The sequence below is a fragment of the Nonomuraea sp. NPDC049141 genome, from assembly GCF_040648415.1.
Classification (GTDB): domain Bacteria; phylum Actinomycetota; class Actinomycetes; order Streptosporangiales; family Streptosporangiaceae; genus Nonomuraea.
Map to the genome: position 1 here is coordinate 1 of NZ_JBEZDR010000039.1, position 18,495 is coordinate 18,495.

Sequence of the window (18,495 nt, forward strand, 5' to 3'; positions counted from 1 at the left end):
CCGTCTACCAGGAGCTTCTTTACGTTACCGACCGAACACCGGCATCGCGATCACGCTGTGACCAGGGCGCTCGCCGGGGAGCCTGAAATGGGTTCCTTGTTGGTGACCACGGTGACCAACAAAGTAGAGGCCCGCGTCCGACCATTTCTGAGAACACGTACGGTCGTCGATACTACGCAGAGCTACATTGCGTCCGGCCTCAGCGACTCGAGTTGCCGGGTCATAGACCCGGCAACTCCAGCAGCGGAAGGCGAAGCACCTGGATGCGCACTACTCGGCCACCGCGACGTAACCGCGCTCGAAGATCGGCCGTGGCGTCGGCCAGAACGCGCCGTTGCCGTCGTGAACGATGTAGTCGCCCAGGGCCGCGCGCCGCATGCCCTCCGGGGTCTGCACATCGATGTACTCGGCGCTGCGGCCTCGGAGCGCGGTCTGCCCGACGATTCCGCGCAGGTTCGAGTAGGCGTTGATCCATGACACGACGTCCTCGACCTGGCCGCCGAGGACCTGCACGGCCTCGACGAGGTCCGGTGTCGGCTGGTACTCCTTGATGTCCATGGTCAACATTCCCTTCGGTACACAGCGCTTATTTTGAGGTGGTCTGTTAGTCGTGTCACTGGCATGCTTGGCCGTCGTACTGGAGAGCCTCCAACGATTTGGCGAGGCCGCAACTGCGATGACTGAGGCTTGTGATATTCCTCCACCGGAGGACTGGTGATCCAATCGCTAGTCGATCAGCGATTGATCCACACTGACTCGATCGCATGCCGTCGCTCATCGGAGGCGGAGTTGCGGACACGGTAGTCGATGCGGCGCCAGTCGGCGAGCAGCTCGTCGTACAGCTGCGACCGGTAGCCGGACAGCACGATCGCGGACTTGCACGCGACGAGCACTTCCAGGAGGCGGCGGTGTTCGGGCTCGCGATCCATCTCTTTCACGTAGTGGCCGCTCCCGAACACGTTCCTCGTGCTCCGCAGGTAGGGCGGGTCCACGTACATCGCAGTCTTCGCCGAATCCATGCGCTCGATCAACTCGAACGCGTCCACCTGCTCAATGAACGCCTTCCGCAGCCGCGCTGCGTGCCAGCGCAGCGCCGCCGACGCCCGCTTCGCGCCGGCCGGGTTGTTCACCCGCGTTCTCGATGTCGGCCTTCTCCAGGAGGCGCCTGCCTCACCGGATCGCGACTGGGTGCATTGGATCCACCAGCGGCGGGCCCGCTCCAGGTCGGATGCGGACTGGTCGCCGAGCTTCGCCGCGGCGTGCTCGGCGCGGGCGTACGGGGTGAGCTCGACGGCGCGGATCAGAGCACGCGGGCGGTCGCGCAGCACGCGCATGAAGGCGATGAGGTCGCCGTTGATGTCGTTGATCGTTTCGATGGGGACGGAGTCCTTGGCGAAGAAGACAGCGGCGCTCCCGGCGAACGGCTCGACGTACACCTCGTGTGGCCCGAGCAGACCAGCCAGAAAGGGCGCGAGCCTTCCCTTGGCTCCGTAGTACTGGAACGGAGGGCGCAGAGCAGCCACGGGCGGACTCTCCTCGCTATGGTGACGGAGTGGACGATTCGATCAGGTGTACGATCGCGCGAGCAGGCAGAACCCGTACGACAAGGACGCTTACCCCGTCCCGATTCCGCCGCTGCTCACGTACGCACTGTCCGGTGAGTTCCACGATCGAGGTGCCTTCCTGCTCGCGTGGCGACAGGTTGGCCCGAAGGGGTAGGAGGGCTTGGTGACGTGGGTGGTCACTACGCGGTCAGAGGCCGTGGAGATGCACACCAAGTTCGTCGAGTGGGTGCCCGGCCACGAGCTGCACCAGGCCCGGGCTGAGGCGCTGCGGAAGCGCTACGGCAAGGTTCCTCGCTTCAAGCAGTGAATCTGCATGCATCCGACCAGGGAAAACGCGCTCTGGTCGATTCTGAGACGTCCCAGCGTGGACCTATGCCTTACATGCGAACGCGCGAGAAAGACAGTCAGCCTTGATCCTGACATACCTAGCTTGCACGTCTTGGTCCAAGAAAAGCACAGATGGCACAGATCGGACGTAGCCTGGTGCTCAGGACATGCGGCCAGGAGGACACGTGCCCGAGCCCACCACACGGTGCACCACCGCACTTGCGGTCGTGACAGCCTGCGCAGGAGTGGGCGCTGCGGGCGTCAGCGGCTGGGGCGAAGCCCCGAACCCCGCCCAGATCATCGCCTTAGCCCTCGCCGTTATGGCGACAGGGTGGGCTGTGATGCCAGCCAGCCTCAATTTGAATAAAAAAAATGCTTCAATTCGGGAAATAGGTATTACCAGATGAATCTGATAGGCCGTCCACTGATCACTCCACCGCGGAAGCCACCAGCTGAGACGGGTCCCGCTCCAACTGGTTGGCCGTGTGCAGGTAGATCATCGTCGTGTTCAGGTCCTCGTGGTCGAGAGCTTCCTTGATGTCCATCGGGTTCGCGCCCAAGTCCTTCGCGATCGACGCCCAGGTGTGCCGCAGCACGTGCGGCGTCACCTTCGACTCGATCCTCGCCTGACGACCGATCCGCTCCACTAGCTCCGACGCCGACGATCGGTGGAACCGGCCGCCCGTGTCCGTGACGAAGATCCGCCCCTCCAGCTCGGCCACCTCGACGCCGGCTCGGCGGGCCCGATCCTCCAGGTAGCGGTCGAGCGCGTACGCGGTCTCCAACGGCAGACGACGCGTCTTCGGCTTGCCGCCCTTACCGACGATCCGCAGCGTCCGCACCCCGCGCGCCCAACCGAGCGCGCCGAGCTCGGCGGCGATTCCCTCCTCCACCCGGATGCCGGTGTGCACCAGGACCCGGATGAACGCCGAGGTCCGCAGCCGGGCCGGCCCGTGGTCGGCGTCGGCCGCGGCCACCAGGCGGCGAGCTTCGTCGCGGGAAAGCGCGGTCGTCTCCGAGTGGTTGCGCCGCACCTTCGGCCGCCGCGTCGCCTTGAACCGGTTGGCCTCGACGAGGTCCTCGTCGACCAGGTAGTCGTACCACGACGACACCGCCGAGATCCTGCGCGCCATCGTCTTGGCGGGGATCGGCTTCCCGGCCTGAAGTTCAAGCCACCGCTTGTACACGTCGCCGTGCGGCTTGCGGGCCTGGAGCGGGTCGAGTCCGGTCTCCGTGCAGACGGCGAACCACCGCTCGATTTCGCGCTGATAGGCGTCGCGGGTGTTGCGCGACTCGTACGACAGCAGCCACGCCATCGTCAGGTCCTGGGCGTAGCCGAGCAGGGTCGGCGGGAACGCGATCCCGCCTCCTCCGCTCGGCTCGCGGACCAGCTCAGCGGTCACGTCCGTGACTCCGCGTCGGCGTACTCTTCGGCGCGGGCCGACGCCTCGCCAGCGGAGTGTCCCGCCTCGAACGCCTTCAGCACCAGACCGACGACCATGCGCACGTCCTGCGGATCCATCCCGGCCAGCGTGTTAAGCCGCCGCCGGTCCTGAGGTTTGATGTCCAGGCCCAGCCGGTCGAACACGCGCATGATGTTTGGGACGTTGCCATCACGCATCAGGCGCCACTGTCGGCGAGGCTGCGGCGTGTCGGTGGGTGCCGCTACGTTTCCCCCGATAGCGTTGGCCGATCGCGTGGTAGAGAGGTCAACTCGGCACGATCTACCCCTGTGGTCTGGTGGAATCTAGTGTTGTGAGTGCTCAGACCTGGCGGTTGGTGCGGCGTGGGCGCGGGGGACCCGTGGCGGCCCCTGTGCTCGATGAGCACCAGCGTGCCGTGGTTCAGCACAGACACGGACCGCTGCTCGTCCTGGCCGGTCCCGGCACCGGGAAGACCACCACGATCGTCGAGAGCGTGGTCGACCGGATCGAGCGACGCGGGATGGATCCCGAACGCGTGCTCATCCTGACATACAGCCGCAAGGCGGCCGGTGAGCTGCGCGAACGGGTCACCGGGCGGTTGCGCCGCACGACCAGGACTCCGCTGGCACTCACCTTCCACAGCTACGCCTACGCGCTGCTGCGGCGGGAGGCGGTGCTGGCCGGCGAGGCGCCGCCGCGGCTGCTCACCGGGCCCGAGCAGTTGCTGGAGATCCGGCGGCTGCTGCACGGCGAGCTGGAGGACGGCGCCCGGGAGTGGCCCGTCGCGTTGCGCGAGCCGCTCAAGACGCGCGGGTTCGCCGAGGAACTCCGCGACTTTCTGTCCCGCGCGGGCGAGCGCGGGCTCGGCGGCGAACGGCTGCAGGAGCTCGGCAGGCAGTACGGCAGGGCGGACTGGGTGGCGGTCGGCCGGTTCCTGGAGCGGTACGAGGTGCGGTTCGACCTCGATCCCGAGCCGGCGCTCGACTACGCCGAGTTGATCAGGGCGGCGGCGGGCGTGCTCGCCGACCCGGAGGTGCGCCGGAGGGAACGTGCGGCGCACGACGTGATCTTCGTGGACGAATACCAGGACACCGATCCGGCGCAGGAGTTCCTGCTGCGCCAGCTTGCCGGTGACGGGCGCGACCTGATCGCGGTGGGCGACCCGGACCAGTCGATCTACGGCTTCCGGGGGGCCGATGTGCGGGGGATCCTGGGGTTCCCGCAGCGGTTTCCGACCCGTGACGGGCGGGACGCGCCGGTGATGGCGCTGCGGGTGTGTCGCCGGAGCGGGGCCGATCTCCTGACGGCGTCCAGACGCGTGGCCGACCGACTGCCCGCGGCCCCGACCCCCGACGCCGTCACGCCCGCGGCGCCGACCCCCGACGCCGTCACGCCCGCGGCGCCGACCCTCGACACCGTCACGCCCGCGGCGCCGGGCCCCGACGCTGCTCAGCCCAGGGAGCGGCGCTCGCACGGGCATCGGGAGTTGCTGTCGCTGCCCGAGATGGAGGCCGGCGAGGTGCGGGTGCTCCTGGCCGACAGCACCAGCCAGGAGGCGGCCGTCGTCGCCGACACGCTGCGCCGCGCCCACCTGATCGACGGCGTGCCCTGGCATCGGATGGCGGTGCTCGTCCGTTCGGCGACCCGTCAGGTGCCGTTGTTGCGGCGCGCCCTGGTCGGCGCGGGCGTGCCGACGATGGTGGCCGGTGACGAGGTGCCGATCGCGCAGGAGCCCGGGGTACGCCCGCTGCTGACGATCCTCAGGGTCGCCATCGACGCGGCCGAACTCGACGAGGGGGTGGCCGAGGAACTACTGACCGGCCCCCTCGGCGGCACCGACATGATCGGCGTACGACGCCTGCGGCGGGCACTGAAGATCGCCGAAAACGAGGCGATGGCCGCATTGGGAGACGAGACGACGGCCGCGGACGCGGAGACGACTGCCGCGGACGCAGAGGCGACTGCCGCGGGCACGGAGGCGACGGCCGACGCCGCACCGCCGCCGCCGTACTCTTCCCTCCAAGCGCGCACCTCCGGAGAGCTGCTGGTCGCAGCCGTGAAGGACCCGCGGGAGCTGACCCGGATAGAGCCCCACGTCGCCCTCCCCGCCGAACGCGTCGCCAGGCTGCTAGCCGCGGCCCGCCAGGCCGTACGCGACCATGCTGGCGCCGAGGAGGTCCTGTGGGCCGTCTGGCACGAGAGCGGCTTGGCCGAGAAGTGGACCGAGCTCAGCCTGTCGGGCGGGGCCAGGGGGGCGCAGGCCGACCGGGACCTCGACGCCGTGGTCGCCCTGTTCGACCATGCCGCCAGGTTCGTGGACCGGATGCCCAAGGCGGGCCCCGAGGTGTTCCTGGACGACCTGGCCGCGCAGGAGATCCCCGGTGACACGCTGGCCGAGCGGGCGCCCGACGGCGACGCCGTCCGGGTGCTGACCGCCCACCGGTCCAAGGGCCTGGAGTGGGACGTGGTGGTGGTCGCGGGCGTGCAGGAGGGCGTGTGGCCCGATCTGCGGCTGCGTGGCTCGATGCTGGGCGTGGAGGACCTCGTCGAGCTGGTCGAGGGCGGCCGGCCGAACGCGGCGTCGCTGGCCTCCAAGCTGCTGGCCGAGGAACGGCGGCTGTTCTACGTGGCCGCCACCCGCGCCCGCCGCCGGCTGGTCGTCACGGCCGTCGGCGGGGAGGACACCGACGAGCGGCCGTCCAGGTTCCTCAGCGAGCTCATGCCGGGCGCCGTCGAGGCCGCCACGGTGGACGACAGGGCGCGGTGGCTGAACATGTCCGCGCTCGTGGCGGACCTCCGCAGCGCAGTGACCGATCCCACTAAATCGGCAAAAATCCGGGGCAAGGCCGCCCACCACCTCGCCCGCCTGGCCGCGGCCGGAGTCCAGGGCGCCCACCCCAACGACTGGTACGCCCTCACCCCCATGACCGACGACCGCCCCCTGAGCTGGCCCGACGACATCGTCAGGATCTCGCCCTCGGCGGTCGAGAGCTTCACCAAGTGCGGCCTGAGATGGCTGCTGGAGACGGCCGTCGGCGCCGCGGGCACCAGTTCGGCCCAGGGCCTCGGCACCGTCATCCACGCGCTGGCCGTGCTCGCCGCCACCGACCTGCCCAACGAGGACCTGCTCGGCAAACGCCTGGACGAGATCTGGAACGAGCTCGACTTCGGCGGCGTCTGGTTCAATCGCAAGCAGCGCCAGGTGGCCGAACAGATGATCACCAAGTTCTGGCGCTGGCACCAGGAGAACCCACGTGAGCTCGTCGCCCTCGAAGAGGCGTTCACCGCCACGGTCTCCGACGGCGTGCAGATCAAGGGCCGGGTGGACCGCGTCGAGCGTGACTCGGAGAACCGCGCGGTGATCATCGACCTCAAGACCGGCAGCGCGAAGCCCAAGGCGGGCGAGCTCGACCGTCACCCGCAGCTCGGCGTCTACCAGCTCGCCGCGCTGCTCGGCGCGTTCGCCAGGCACGGCATGACGGAGCCGGGCGGCGCCGCGCTGGTCCAGGTCGGCAAGGCGGCGGGCAAGCACGACGCGCTGGAGCAGCAGCAGGGCGCGCTGGCCGAGGACAGGAACCCCGGCTGGGCCAAAGATCTGGTCGACACCGTGGCGATCGGCATGTCGGGCCCGTTCTTCCAGGCCAAGGTGAACGACGGCTGCCGCACCTGCGCGGCCAGATCCAGCTGCCCCGTCAACGACAACGGGGGACAGGTGTGCTGAACCCGGTCGAGCTGGCCGAGAAGCTCGGCATCCTGCCCCCCACCCCCGAACAGTCCCGCGTCATCGAGGCCTCGCTCGAACCCATGGTCGTCATGGCCGGAGCGGGCTCGGGCAAGAGCGAGACCATGGCCGGCCGGGTGGTCTGGCTGGTGGCCAACGGCCTGGTCAAGCCCGAGAACGTGCTCGGCCTGACGTTCACCCGCAAGGCCGCCGCCGAGCTGGCCACCCGGGTCCGCGAACGGCTCAACGGCCTGGCCGAGGCGGGCCTGGTCGAACCCGGGCTGCTCGACAACGAGCCGACCGTCTCCACCTACCACGCCTACGCCGCGCGCCTGGTCACCGACCACGCCCTGCGCGAGGCCCTCGAACCCACCATGCGCCTGGTCACGCCCGCCGTCTCGTGGCAGCTCGCGTCCAGGGTGGTGGCGATGTACGACGGGCCGATGGACAAGATCGAGCTCGGCCCGCCGTCCGTCACGGCCGCCGTCCTGGAGCTCGCGGGCGAGCTGTCCGAGCACCTGCGCACCGCCTCCGACGTGCGGCGGGTGGGCGAGTGGCTCGATGAGAGGTACGCCGGGCTGAGCGGCCGGACGACGCTGGCCCAGCGCAAGCCGATCAACGTCCAGGCCGCGAGGAGGCAACTGCTGCCCCTGGTCGAGGCGTACGAGCGGCTCAAGCGCGCCCGGGAGGTCATCGACTACGGCGACCAGATGTCGCTGGCCGCCAGGATCGCCGCCCGCCACAAGGAGGTCGGCGAGATCGAGCGGTCCCGCTTCTCCGTGGTGCTGCTCGACGAGTACCAGGACACCAGCCACGCCCAACTCGTGCTGCTCAGATCCCTGTACGCGGGCGGCCACCCGGTCACCGCCGTGGGCGACCCCTGCCAGTCCATCTACGGCTGGCGCGGCGCCTCGGCGGGCAACCTGCGACGGTTCGCCCAGGACTTCCGGACCAGCTCCGGCGACCTGGCCCCGGTACGCCAGCTCAGCGTCAGCTTCCGCAACGGAGACCGGGTCCTCGACGTCGCCGCCCGCGTCCAGTTGCCCCTCCGCATGGAGGCCCGCGAGGTGCCGGTCCTCGTCCCCGGCGCCAACCGCGTCGACCGGGGACGCGTCACCTGCGCCTTCCACGAGACCGCGGAGGACGAGGCGAAGTGGATCGCCGACGGCATCCACAAGATTCTCGGCCAGGAGGTCGCACCCGACGGGCTGCCCTGGGGCGAGAAGGAACGCAAGAAGACGCTCGCCGTACAACCCCAGGATGTGGCGATTCTCGCGCGTAAGCGGTCGCAGTTCCCCGCGCTGCGCAGAGCGCTCGAAGAGCGCGACATCCCGGTCGAAGTAGTCGGTCTCGGCGGGCTGCTGACCGTGCCCGAGGTCAACGACATCGTCGCCACGCTCCGGGCCCTCTACGATCCGACCGCCGGTGACGCGCTGGCCAGGCTGCTGGCCGGGCCGCGCTGGCGGATCGGGCCCGCCGACCTGCGGGTGCTCGGCGAGTACGCCAGGGAGCTGACCCGCGAGGCCCGCGAGACACGCCGCGAGCAGGACCCGCTCGACCAGGTGGTCGCCGACCTGGCGGAGGAGCGCGGCAGCCTGATCGACGCGCTCGACGAGCTGCCCGATCGGGAGGCGTGGCTGGAGTCGTTCTCGCCGCTGGCCAGGACCAGGCTCGTCGCGCTGGCCTACGAGCTGCGGCAGCTCAGAGCGCACACCGCGCAGCCGCTCCCGGATCTGATCACCGAGGTCGAACGGCGGCTGGGTCTCGACATCGAGGTGGCGGCCCGGGGCGGCACGGTCAGCGCCTTCGCCGCCCGGGCCGATCTCGACGCGTTCCAGGACGCGGCCTCCCGGTTCGCCGGCGACGCCGAGGATCCGACGCTCGGCGCGTTCCTGGCCTATCTGCAGGCGGCCGAGAGTGAGGAGTTCGGGCTGGAGGCCGGGCGGGTCGGCGAGAGCAACAGCGTCAAGCTGATGACCGTGCACGCCTCCAAGGGCCTGGAGTGGCCGATCGTGGTCGTGCCCGGGCTGTCGCAGCTGCTCAGCTCGAAGGGGACGATCGCGACCGGCAGCATGTTCCCGGCGACGCCGGTCATGAACAGCCGCTGGACCGACAACCCGCGCAAGCTCCCCTTCCCGCTCCGCGGCGACGCCGCCGACCTGCCGCGCCTGACCGGGCTCACCAAGGAGGAGCTGGCCGCGTTCGACGAGAGCTGCCGCGACCGCGACCTGATGGAGGAGCGGCGGCTGGCCTATGTGGCCGTCACCCGGGCCCACTACCACCTGATCGCCTCCGGCTACCGCTGGGGGAGCGCCTCCAAGCCGCTGGAGCCGTCGGACTTCCTGCTGGAGATCCGCGACACCAGCGACCGGGTCGCGTTCTGGGCGCCGGAGCTGGCGGCCGGGGTGACCAACCCGCTGCTGGCCGAGCCCGCCGAGGCCGTGTGGCCGGTCACGCCGGAGGGCCTGCGCTACGAGTCGGTGCTGGACGGCGCGCGCCTGGTCGAGGACGCCCTGGCGGGCACCCTCGCCCCCGCCGAGGACGAGACGCTGCGCGCCTTCGAGGAGGAACGCGTCCGCGCCTGGGAGCGCGACACCGACCTGCTGCTCCGCGAACGCGAGCTGCACCGCAGGCGCGGCTCCACCACCGTCGAGCTGCCCTCGAAGCTGACCGTGTCGTCGCTGGTCACGCTGGCGGCCGACGCCCGCGAGCTGGCCCGCAGGATCCGCCGTCCGGTCCCGGTCAAGCCCGCGCCGCTGGCCCGCCGCGGCACGTCGTTCCACAAGTGGCTGGAGACGCGCTGGGACCAGCAGCGCCTGCTCGACGACTTCGACCTCGACCTGGTGGCCGAGCCGGAAGAGGCCGATGTACGGTTGGCGGAGCTGCAGGAACGCTTCGAGGAGAGCGAATGGGCCGGGCGCCGGCCGCTCGACCTGGAGGTGCCGTTCGAGACCATGATCGCCGACCGGCTGGTACGCGGCCGGATGGACGCCGTGTTCGAGCTGTCCGACGGGCGTTACGAGGTCGTCGACTGGAAGACCGGCGCGCCGCCGCGCGGCAAGGCCGCCCGCGCCGCCTCGGTGCAGCTGGCCGCCTACCGGCTGGCCTGGTCGCACCTGGCGGCGGTGCCGCTGGAGCGGGTGGGGGCGGCCTTCCACTATGTCCGGGCGAACCAGACAGTACGCCCGGTGGACCTGCTCGACGCCGACGGCCTGGTCGCGCTGATCGAGGCCGTACCCGTCGTCTAGTCCCGCACGTAGTGGAAGCCCGGTTTGGGGTGCATCAGGAAGTCGTGGTGGGAGATGTTCCAGGCATAGGCCCCGGCCATCTCGAACACCACCGTGTCCCCCACTCGCACCGAAGTCACGATTTTTCGGGCGAAAACGTCTTTCGGGGTGCACAGTTGGCCGACCACGGTCACCGGCTCGTCCGTCAGGACGGGGCCGTCGCCGGTGGGCAGCACGGTGAACGGCTGGTCGTGGCCCTTGGTGACAGGAGTGCGCAGGTGATGCGTGCCACCCAGCACGATCGCGTACGCCTCGCCGCGGACCCGCTTCACGTCCACGACCTTCGTGACGTAGTAGCCGCAGTACGCGGTCAGCGCCCGGCCCGGCTCGACCCGCACCCGCTGCCCGTCCCGGCGCACCGCCGCCAGACCGGCGCCGTAGGCCCGCCAGTCGAACCGGGACTCCGGCGAGGCGTAGGAGACGGCCATGCCGCCGCCCAGGTTGACCTCGTCGTGCTCGGTGTCCAGCAGCGTCCCGGCCAGCCGCAGCAGCTCGGGCGCGTCCAGGCCGCTGGCCAGGTGGCTGTGCAGGCCGCGCAGCCGGACGCGGTCGGTGAAGAGCGGCAGGCACTCGCGTACGCCCGCCTCGTCCATGCCGAACGGCCCGCTCATCGTCAGCGCCGCGCCCTCGACCGGCAGGTCCGGGTTGAGCCGGAGCAGGACGTCGGCCTCGCGGCCGGTAGCGAGCAGGCGGCGCAGCTCGTTGGGCGACTCGACGTGCAGGCGGTGGCAGGGCAGGCGTAGCTCGGCGTCGGTCTTGCCGGGGCCGCCGAGGGCCAGCGGCTTGCCGGGGAGGAGGGCCGCCACGTGGGCGTGCTCGCCGCCGGAGGACACCTCGAAGCCGTCCACGTGCGCGGCCAGCGTCTGGAGCAGCTCGGCGGCCGGATTGGCCTTGACGGCGTAGTACAGCTCCACGCCGGGCAGCGCCTGACGTACCCCTGAGGCGTGCTCGTGCAGCGCGGGCAGGTCGTAGACGTAGGCGGGCACGTCACCGAGCCGCAGGGCGGCCTCGCGGATTCTCGGGGCGAGCTCGTGAGCGGGTTGGCGATCTCTCGGGGTGATCATGCGAGCGGGTTCGCGATCGGGACGTATCCGGCGGTCCGGTCGGCGGCCCTGGCCCAGCGGACCGTCAGGTTCGCCTTGGCCGGGAGCGGCGCGCCGGCCAGCAGATCGGACAGCGGGAGCGGCCGGCCGAGCGCCCCGGCGTGGTGGGAGAGCACGTCCCGGGCGATCCGCCACAGTTCGCGCAGCAGCTCGTCGTCGTCGCCCGCCAGCGTGGCGGCGATCTCGGTGAGGTGGTTGACCAGCAGGCAGTAGACGACGCGGGCCCAGCCGCGCTCCGCGTCGTAGCTCAGAGCCTGCGCCACCTTCGCGGGCACACCGTCGAGCGAGTGGCGGCCGGAGACGAGCTTGGTACCTTCCAGGTCACGGAAGACCGCTTCCACGGGCAGCCCTGAGGCGTCCAGGCCGACGAGGACGTTCTGCAGGTGCGGTTCGAGTATCACGCCGTGCGTGAAGTACAGCTCCAGCACCGGTGGCGCCACCACCGAGACGTAGGCGGTCCACCAGGCGAGCGGATCGCCCGCGGGCGCCTGGAGCGCGAGGGCGCCGGACAGGACCGGGGTGACGCCGGGGGAGCACACGGACCACGGGCTGGCCCGGACGATCACGCCGAGCCCTTCGAGCAGGCGGGTGCCGAGCGCGGCGGAGCGGTAGCCCGGCTCGGGCAGCCAGCGGGTGCCCGGATGCGCGGCCGAGACCGCGTCGAATACCGGCGCCAGGCGCGAGGTCAGCTCCACCGCGCCGGCCAGCTCGTACCAGGCGTTCTTGCGCACGCAGTTGGTGATGCGGACATCGAGGCTGAACTTCAGGCACGACTCCGCCGCGGGCGCGTAGACGGTCCGCACCGACGAGGTGGGCACGACCACCGGGCCGGGACCCAGATCGATCAGCTCCCCGCCGAAGGCCGGGTGCAGCAGGTCGAGCTGCCACGGGTGGGCGGGCAGCAGCCGGTAGCCGGGCGGCGCCTCGCCCAGCAGGTCGAGGGCCGACGCGTCGCCTTCCTCCGCGACCGCGTCCGCGCGGACGCCGAGCAGCCGGAGGGGGAACTCGGCGTGCGCCTCGGGCGCATAGCGCAGCCAATCGGCGCCGCCGCGCGACTTGGGGCTCGGGTGGAAGGGATGCCCGTGAACCAGCGCCTGCTCGGAGGCCAGCCACGGATCGGCGGGCGCCACGGCCTCGGCCCGGGCCGCCAGGATCGCGGCGACCGCGTCCCTGCTCGCGGCCACCTGCCCGGCGAACTCGCCGTTGGGCTCGGGGGCACCCTTCCCGGTCAGGTCGGTCTCCGCCAGCCGTACCAGCTCGTCGGTCGTGAGGGGCTGCCAGGTGCCGCAGTCCAGCCGCTCGGGCGGCCCGGCGAAGCGCAGCGCGGCCCCGCCGTGCGTACGGACCCGCAGCAGCGCGCCCCCGACCCGCAGCAGCAGGTACGGCGGCGCGGGCCAGACCAGGCCGCGCGGCCCGGCCACCTCCCGCACGCAGCACCGCAGCAGGGCGCCCAGCGTCGCCTCCTCCGCCAGCGAGGCCGGCGAGTCGAGGACCAGACCGTGCATTCAAGCTCTCCTCAGATAGTTGGGCCCGCTGGTGCCGTAGAACTTGTTGATGTCCCGCGCCCCGGAACGTTCCTTGGCCACGAGGGTCCCCGCGGTGATCATCGACTTGCCGGTGAGCCTGGCCGCGTCGAGCGTCCTGGCCCGCAGCAGCCTGGCCATGGGGTCGTCGCCGTACTCGTCGAGCGCCTCGGCCAGCGTGTCGCGCAGCAGCGCGGACGCCTGGGCGGGCGGCAGGGCCCCGAACACGATCGCGGCCGCCGCCAGGTGCAGCGTGATGGTCACGAACACGTCGGCCAGGGCGTGTGGATCGTCGGTGAGCATCCGCTCGTCGTGGAACGCGGGCACCTCGACGCCCGCCGCGGCCAGCCTCGAAGGAGAGGCCAGCAGCCCGTCGTTGTCCTTGACCAGCAGCTTCATCCGCCCGTCCCGGAACACCAGCGACAGGTTCTGCTGATGGGCCTCCAGCGCGACGCCGTACCGGACGAAGAGCCGTACGTTCCAGCGCAGCAGCAGGCGCAGATAGCCGGGCAGCACGTCGCCCACCTCCTGGAGCACCCCGGGGGCGTTGAGCGCGGCGACCGGCACCACCCGTCCCTCCGGCAGCCTCCTGACCATCCAGGCGAGATACTCGTGCCCGGCGTGCGCGTAGGTCTGCTCGTCGGCGATCAGCACATCGGGATCGGCCAGGCGGCGCAGCAGCAGCTCGGCCAGGGCGCCGTCGTGGAGGGTGCCGGGCTTGATCGACCGCCGGTTCCGCGCCCCCAGCGTGCTGGTGGGCAGCGGCAGCTTGAGGTGGGTGCGGGCGTCGAGCTCCACGGTCCGCATCGACAGCGTGGGCCGTACGGTCAGCCAGGGCTCGTCGAACAGCCGTACCCCGTCGATCTTCCGCACCTCGTCGACGGCGAGCGGATGGACCGGAAACAGCGCTTCGTCCGGCTCCACCTCATGGGCCGCGTGCGGCGGACGCACCGCGGAGCCCGGCGCGAGCAGCCCGCGCGGCACCGCCGCCCAGCGCAGCTCGAACGACGGCGCGAACTCGGGCGCGTACGCGGGCAGCGCGGCGGCGGGCACTCCCAGCCGCGCTCGTGAGGTCGGATACACCGGATGGTCGACGAAAGCCGCCAGCGACTCGTAGGACGGCCCCCTGCCGAGTACCTCGGCTCTGTGCGCGTCGTGCAGCTCCAGCGCGGCCAGCGCCTGCGCGCACTCCTCGGCGAACGCCGCCACCCCCTGCGCGTCGGCCGGATCGGCCACCTCGGCCAGCGTGCCGAGCACCTCCGCCAGCCCCAGCCGCTCGCCGGGACCGACCACGAAGTCCTGGAACAGCAGCCCCGGCACCAGCCGCACCCGGCGCCCGCCGGCCAGCTCCAACTCCACGCCGTCACGACTCCTGGCCACCCGCGCGGACAGCCCGCCGTAGTCCTCGCGCAGCAGCGCGTCCAGCACCCGCGAGGCCAGGTACGCCTCCCGCGAGCTCATCCCACGACCCACGGCCTGGCAGCCCGGAAGCCCTCGATGGCCGCGTCCACCCGCGCCCGGTCCGGGCCGACGGCCCTGATGACGCCGAGGTAGTCGCGGTTCGTATGGGTCTGTTCGACGACGTCACCGATCGCCCGCAGCGGCCGGTGCCACAGCCTGACGCCTTGGGAGACCAGCTCCTCCGCGCCGGGCGCCGACGTGATGGTCCCCGACCGGTCGGCGACCAGGCTGACCGCGCTGCCAAACCTGGAGGTATCCGGCACGGCAGGCACCGTCTCACCCAGGTGCACCCGCAAGATCCACTCGAACACCGGCACCCCGAGCACATCGGCCAGCAGGAAGTCGCAGTGGTCGCCGATCACCCGATAGTTCACCTCGACGATGCGCGGCCCGGCCGGAGTGACGACGTACTCCGTGTGGCACGCGCCGAACCCCACCCCGAGCGCCGCCAACGCGGCCAGAACATGCTCACGAGGCCCGTCCGGCGCCCAGTCCAGCCGCTCCTCGACGAAGTACGGCAACGGCCCCAGCGTCGTCCCGAACCCGCCCAGCACCCGCACCTTCTCGGCGTCCCCGAGCGTCTCCAGCGTGCGCAGCGGCCCCTCGAGGTACTCCTCCACGACCAGCGCCTCGCCGGGCCGCCGCTTCCTGACCGTCGCCACCGCGCCGGCCAGGTCCCGCTCGACCAGCAGCACGTCCTCGCTCGCGACTCCCTCACGCGGCTTGACGACCAGCGGGTACGGCAGGCCGTCGGGCACGGGGTCGCCGGGCGTCAGGCGTAGCGACGAGACCTGTTCGACCCCGGCCTCGGCGAGCCGGCGGCGCATCAGGAACTTGTTCTTGGCCGCCAGGCAGGCCCGCCAGTCCTTGCCCGGCAGCCCGAAGTAGGCCGCCGCCAGCGCGGTTTCCACCTGTAGGTGGTCGGAGTTGGAGAAGATCGCGTCCGGCCGGCCGAGCTGCTCGATCGCGTCGATCACCGCCCGCGGGTCGCGCACGTCGCACGCGACGGCGCCCGGATGCCGCTCCGGCCGGTCAGTGAGAATCGTCACACGACAGCCCAGAGCCTCGGCAGCGGGCAGGAACCCGTAAGTCACCGAATCGGTCGGTTTGAGCGCGGTCAGGTAGAGCCGCAACGCGAAGGCACCCCCGAGTATCAGGTAAGGCTAACCTAACCCGCCGATCCTAGCCCGTGGGCGATCATCTCGGATACCAGACCCCGCATTCGGTGGCGGTCATAGGATGACATGGGATTTGGGAAGGGTGGGGCCCGTGGAGACGCGAGCGGAAGAGCAACTCATCGGACCGCTGCTCCTCGCACGCGGCACCATCGACAGATCGTCCGCGCTGCGGGCGAACGCCGGTTGGCTGGAGCGCGCTTGGACCGATCCGGCGACCAGAGTGCTGGTGATCGACGACGGCCAGACTCTGGTCAAGCGCGTCGGCGACGAGGTGCACGCGGTCCTTTACGCCACATCTGAGGCACCACCGGGCGAACGTTACCTGCTGGGCGTCGAGGACGGAGTCGCCTATTTCGCGGTCGCCGCGCCGCTGCCCGGCTCGCGGGCCGGCGACGCCAACGGCCGCGTCACGATGCCGATGAGCCTGCGCGACGCGGGCGAGGGCGAACTCGTCGTCGCGGGCCTGCGCCAGGTGGGCGGCCTGCTGGGCGACCGCGACGCGGGCCTGCTGGTCTACGCGGTGGCGCTGGAGGCCTGGCACTCGACACACGAGTTCTGCCCGCGCTGCGGCAGCCGTACGGACGTGCAGGCGGGCGGCCACATCCGGGTCTGCCCGCGCGACGCCAGCCAGCACTTCCCACGCGTCGACCCCGCGGTGATCATGCTCATCCGCGACGAGGACGACCGCTGCCTGCTGGCCCGCGGCCCGCAGTGGCCGGAGGGCCGGCTGTCGATCCTGGCCGGGTTCGTGGAGCCGGGGGAGTCGCTGGAGCACGCCGTCATCCGCGAGGTGGCCGAGGAGGTGGGCGTCACCGTCGTCGAACCGCGCTACCTCGGCAGCCAGCCGTGGCCCTTCCCGCGCAGCCTGATGCTCGGCTTCTTCGCCCGCGCCACCACGACCACCCTCACCCCCGACGCCGAAGAGATCGCCGAGGCCCACTGGTTCTCCCGCGACCAACTGGTGAAAGCCCTGCGATCAGGCGACCTCCGCCTCCCCCCACCGGTCTCGATCGCCCGCCGCCTCATCGAGACCTGGTACGGGGGACCACTTTCGGGGGACTGGTAAGCCACGGTCACGTAGCGTAAATTCGAAGACACCTTCGGTAGCGAAAGGCTATGCTCATGCCCATGGAAGAGACCCACATCCAGCAACTCCTGGATCTCGAACGGCAGAAGCTGGCCATCCAAATCGCCGCCACGGAGGTGTGGATAGACGACAAGGTCAAGGCCTCGGAGGGCCGCATCATCGCAGCGGTCACGGGCGCCATCACCAACGCGGTGGTGGAGCTCAAGAGCGACATCATGGACGTGCGATCCGAGCTCAGGGGGACACGCGCCGAGCTCAAGGCTGAGATCCATGATGTCCGGACCGAGCTCCATGAGGTGCGGACGGAGCTCAAGGCCGAGATCCATGACGTCCGGACCGAGCTCAAGGCTGAGATCGTGCGCCTGGAGCACAAGCTCGACAACCACCTGAACTAAAGGGGACCTGGGTGAAACTAGCACCCAGGTCCTCGTGGCCATGTTAACCACTTTCTCGGGCTCCAGTCTCTGGCTGGAGCCCGAGTTCGTTAAAGCCTCAGGCCGCCTGGAGGAGCGCCTTCACCTCACGCGCCGACGGGTTGGTACGGACGACCCGCCCCGCGGGCGTCTCGATCACCACGGTGGGCACCACTTGGTTGCCGTTGTTGACGCTCATCACGAACTCGGCGGCATCGGGATTCCGCTCGATGTCGATCTCGTCGAAGCTGATCCCTTCGCGGGTGAGCTGCGACTTGAGTCGCTTGCAGGGACCGCACCAGGTTGTGCTGTAAACCGTGAGCGCCATGTGGACATCCCTTCGAGGCGAAAGCAGGCGGTCGTTGCAACAACCTGGAAGGCTCCGGTAATCCCTAGCCGATGCGCTCGGCGATCCACTGCTGCACGCGCTCGGCGATGCCCATCTCGCGATACAGGGGCGCGCTGTGCGCGACACCCGGCGAGGTGAAGATCGTCACCGGCACCCCCACCTGGCCCAGCATCTCCTTGAGCAGCTGGCTCTGCGACGGCGGCACGAACTCGTCCGTGGAGTGAACGGTCAGCACCGGCGCGTCGTTGTGGCTGGCGTGCCAGGCCACTTCCATGCTGGCCCAGACGCGCGAACACTTGCCCCTGGGCAGGCAGCCGCCGGCGAGCTGGATCGCCGAGTTACGCAGTTTGCGCTTGTACGGGTCCGGGGAATTGGCGCCGTCGGCGTAGGCGCGCAGCGGCGAGATGATCGGCGAGAGCCCGACCACTCCCTTGAGCCCCCGCTGCCCGTCGCCGTACGTGCCGATCGACGCGGCGATGTGCCCGCCCGCCGAGAAGCCCACCACGACGTACTTGTTCGGGTCGAACGACCAGCGCTCGGCGTGCTTGCGCGCCAGGGCGATCGAGGCCAGCGCGTCCACCCGCTGCGCGGGCCACGCCGCCTCGCCGGAGAGCCGGTAGTTGATGTTGAAGACCGTGTAGCCGAGGTCGGCGTAGCTACGGGCGATCTCGGTCATCTGCTTCTTGTCGCCGCTGGACCACCAGCCGCCGTGGATCAGGAAGACGCCGGGGCGCTTGGTGCCGTCCGAGGTCCACCAGATGTCCATGTCCTGGCGGCGGCGCGCGCCGTACGAGATGGTCTCGGTTGATAAACCGCTCAGCCCGTACGGGTCGGGAGATGTGGTCGACACGGGGCCCGGGGTGGGGTCCTTCGTCGCCTGCGCCGTCATCGGCGTCAACACGACGGCGGCGAGCGCGCAAACGCTCACGAAAACCGCTGTTCGCACGGCCTGCCCTTTCCCCCATGCAGTTAGTCGGGCCCCATTGTGGGGGAAGAGACCCGTTCTTCGCATCTCGGCGATGATTCGGACGACGGGCGGCATGTTGCCAGAATGGAG

15 protein-coding genes are annotated in these 18,495 nt (G+C 70.5%); 5 read left to right on the forward strand and 10 right to left on the reverse strand.

The window, feature by feature from the left end; translation table 11 throughout:
- Positions 1-270: 270 nt before the first annotated feature.
- Positions 271-558: a hypothetical protein gene (locus AB0B91_RS60820; protein WP_358341718.1), complete on the reverse strand. Its 288-nt coding sequence runs from the start codon at positions 556-558 to the stop codon at positions 271-273.
- Between the two features lie 176 nt (positions 559-734).
- Positions 735-1,523 (reverse strand): DNA adenine methylase, encoded by a 789-nt coding sequence (locus tag AB0B91_RS60825; RefSeq protein ID WP_358341721.1) that lies wholly within the window; start codon positions 1,521-1,523, stop codon positions 735-737.
- A gap of 205 nt (positions 1,524-1,728) precedes the next feature.
- On the opposite strand from AB0B91_RS60825, the gene AB0B91_RS60830 reads away from it, so the two are divergent.
- Positions 1,729-1,872, forward strand: coding sequence for a hypothetical protein (locus AB0B91_RS60830; RefSeq protein ID WP_358341724.1), 144 nt, complete (start codon positions 1,729-1,731; stop codon positions 1,870-1,872).
- A 448-nt stretch (positions 1,873-2,320) separates the two neighbouring features.
- Here AB0B91_RS60830 and AB0B91_RS60835 read toward each other — a convergent pair whose 3' ends face one another.
- Together AB0B91_RS60835 and AB0B91_RS60840 are read right to left on the reverse strand one after the other, a co-directional pair.
- Positions 2,321-3,295, reverse strand: a complete 975-nt coding sequence (locus AB0B91_RS60835) for a tyrosine-type recombinase/integrase (RefSeq protein ID WP_358341726.1) — start codon at positions 3,293-3,295, stop codon at positions 2,321-2,323.
- Complete coding sequence (locus AB0B91_RS60840) at positions 3,292-3,513, reverse strand: hypothetical protein (protein ID WP_358341727.1); 222 nt, start codon at positions 3,511-3,513, stop codon at positions 3,292-3,294. The genes AB0B91_RS60835 and AB0B91_RS60840 overlap by 4 nt, the downstream gene beginning before the upstream one ends.
- Before the next feature lie 194 nt (positions 3,514-3,707).
- On the opposite strand from AB0B91_RS60840, the gene AB0B91_RS60845 reads away from it, so the two are divergent.
- Together AB0B91_RS60845 and AB0B91_RS60850 are read left to right on the forward strand one after the other, a co-directional pair.
- Complete coding sequence (locus AB0B91_RS60845; protein ID WP_358341874.1) at positions 3,708-7,037, forward strand: ATP-dependent DNA helicase; 3,330 nt, start codon at positions 3,708-3,710, stop codon at positions 7,035-7,037.
- Entirely contained in the window at positions 7,031-10,285 is a 3,255-nt protein-coding gene (locus AB0B91_RS60850; RefSeq protein WP_358341730.1) for an ATP-dependent DNA helicase, read from the forward strand. Before AB0B91_RS60845 ends, AB0B91_RS60850 begins: the two co-directional genes overlap by 7 nt.
- Here the strand turns inward: AB0B91_RS60850 and AB0B91_RS60855 are convergent.
- The 4 genes from AB0B91_RS60855 to AB0B91_RS60870 are packed head-to-tail and all read right to left on the reverse strand — an operon-like array spanning position 10,282 to position 15,544.
- A complete protein-coding gene (locus tag AB0B91_RS60855) occupies positions 10,282-11,388 on the reverse strand; it encodes a type III PLP-dependent enzyme (protein ID WP_358341733.1) in 1,107 nt (368 codons plus the stop codon). The genes AB0B91_RS60850 and AB0B91_RS60855 overlap by 4 nt on opposite strands.
- The gene (locus tag AB0B91_RS60860) at positions 11,385-12,932 is read right to left on the reverse strand and encodes an IucA/IucC family protein (RefSeq protein WP_358341736.1); all 1,548 of its coding nucleotides are present in this window, start codon (positions 12,930-12,932) and stop codon (positions 11,385-11,387) included. The genes AB0B91_RS60855 and AB0B91_RS60860 overlap by 4 nt, the downstream gene beginning before the upstream one ends.
- Positions 12,933-14,411: an IucA/IucC family protein gene (locus tag AB0B91_RS60865; protein ID WP_358341739.1), complete on the reverse strand. Its 1,479-nt coding sequence runs from the start codon at positions 14,409-14,411 to the stop codon at positions 12,933-12,935.
- On the reverse strand, positions 14,408-15,544 hold the full coding sequence (locus tag AB0B91_RS60870; protein ID WP_358341742.1) for a siderophore biosynthesis protein: 1,137 nt from the start codon (positions 15,542-15,544) through the stop codon (positions 14,408-14,410). Before AB0B91_RS60870 ends, AB0B91_RS60865 begins: the two co-directional genes overlap by 4 nt.
- 136 nt (positions 15,545-15,680) lie before the next feature.
- Here AB0B91_RS60870 and nudC point away from each other — a divergent pair, with 136 nt between their 5' ends.
- Together nudC and AB0B91_RS60880 are read left to right on the forward strand one after the other, a co-directional pair.
- Complete coding sequence (gene nudC, locus AB0B91_RS60875) at positions 15,681-16,655, forward strand: NAD(+) diphosphatase (protein ID WP_358341745.1); 975 nt, start codon at positions 15,681-15,683, stop codon at positions 16,653-16,655.
- A gap of 62 nt (positions 16,656-16,717) precedes the next feature.
- Positions 16,718-17,071 carry a hypothetical protein gene (locus AB0B91_RS60880; protein ID WP_358341747.1) on the forward strand — a complete coding sequence of 118 codons (354 nt, stop codon included), beginning with the start codon at positions 16,718-16,720 and terminating at the stop codon, positions 17,069-17,071.
- A 97-nt stretch (positions 17,072-17,168) separates the two neighbouring features.
- On the opposite strand, the gene AB0B91_RS60885 is transcribed toward AB0B91_RS60880, so the two are convergent.
- The gene (locus AB0B91_RS60885; protein WP_219539322.1) at positions 17,169-17,417 is read right to left on the reverse strand and encodes a mycoredoxin; all 249 of its coding nucleotides are present in this window, start codon (positions 17,415-17,417) and stop codon (positions 17,169-17,171) included.
- Positions 17,418-17,481: 64 nt separating this feature from the next.
- Positions 17,482-18,384, reverse strand: coding sequence for an alpha/beta hydrolase (locus AB0B91_RS60890; protein WP_358341750.1), 903 nt, complete (start codon positions 18,382-18,384; stop codon positions 17,482-17,484).
- Between the last annotated feature and the right edge of the window lie 111 nt (positions 18,385-18,495).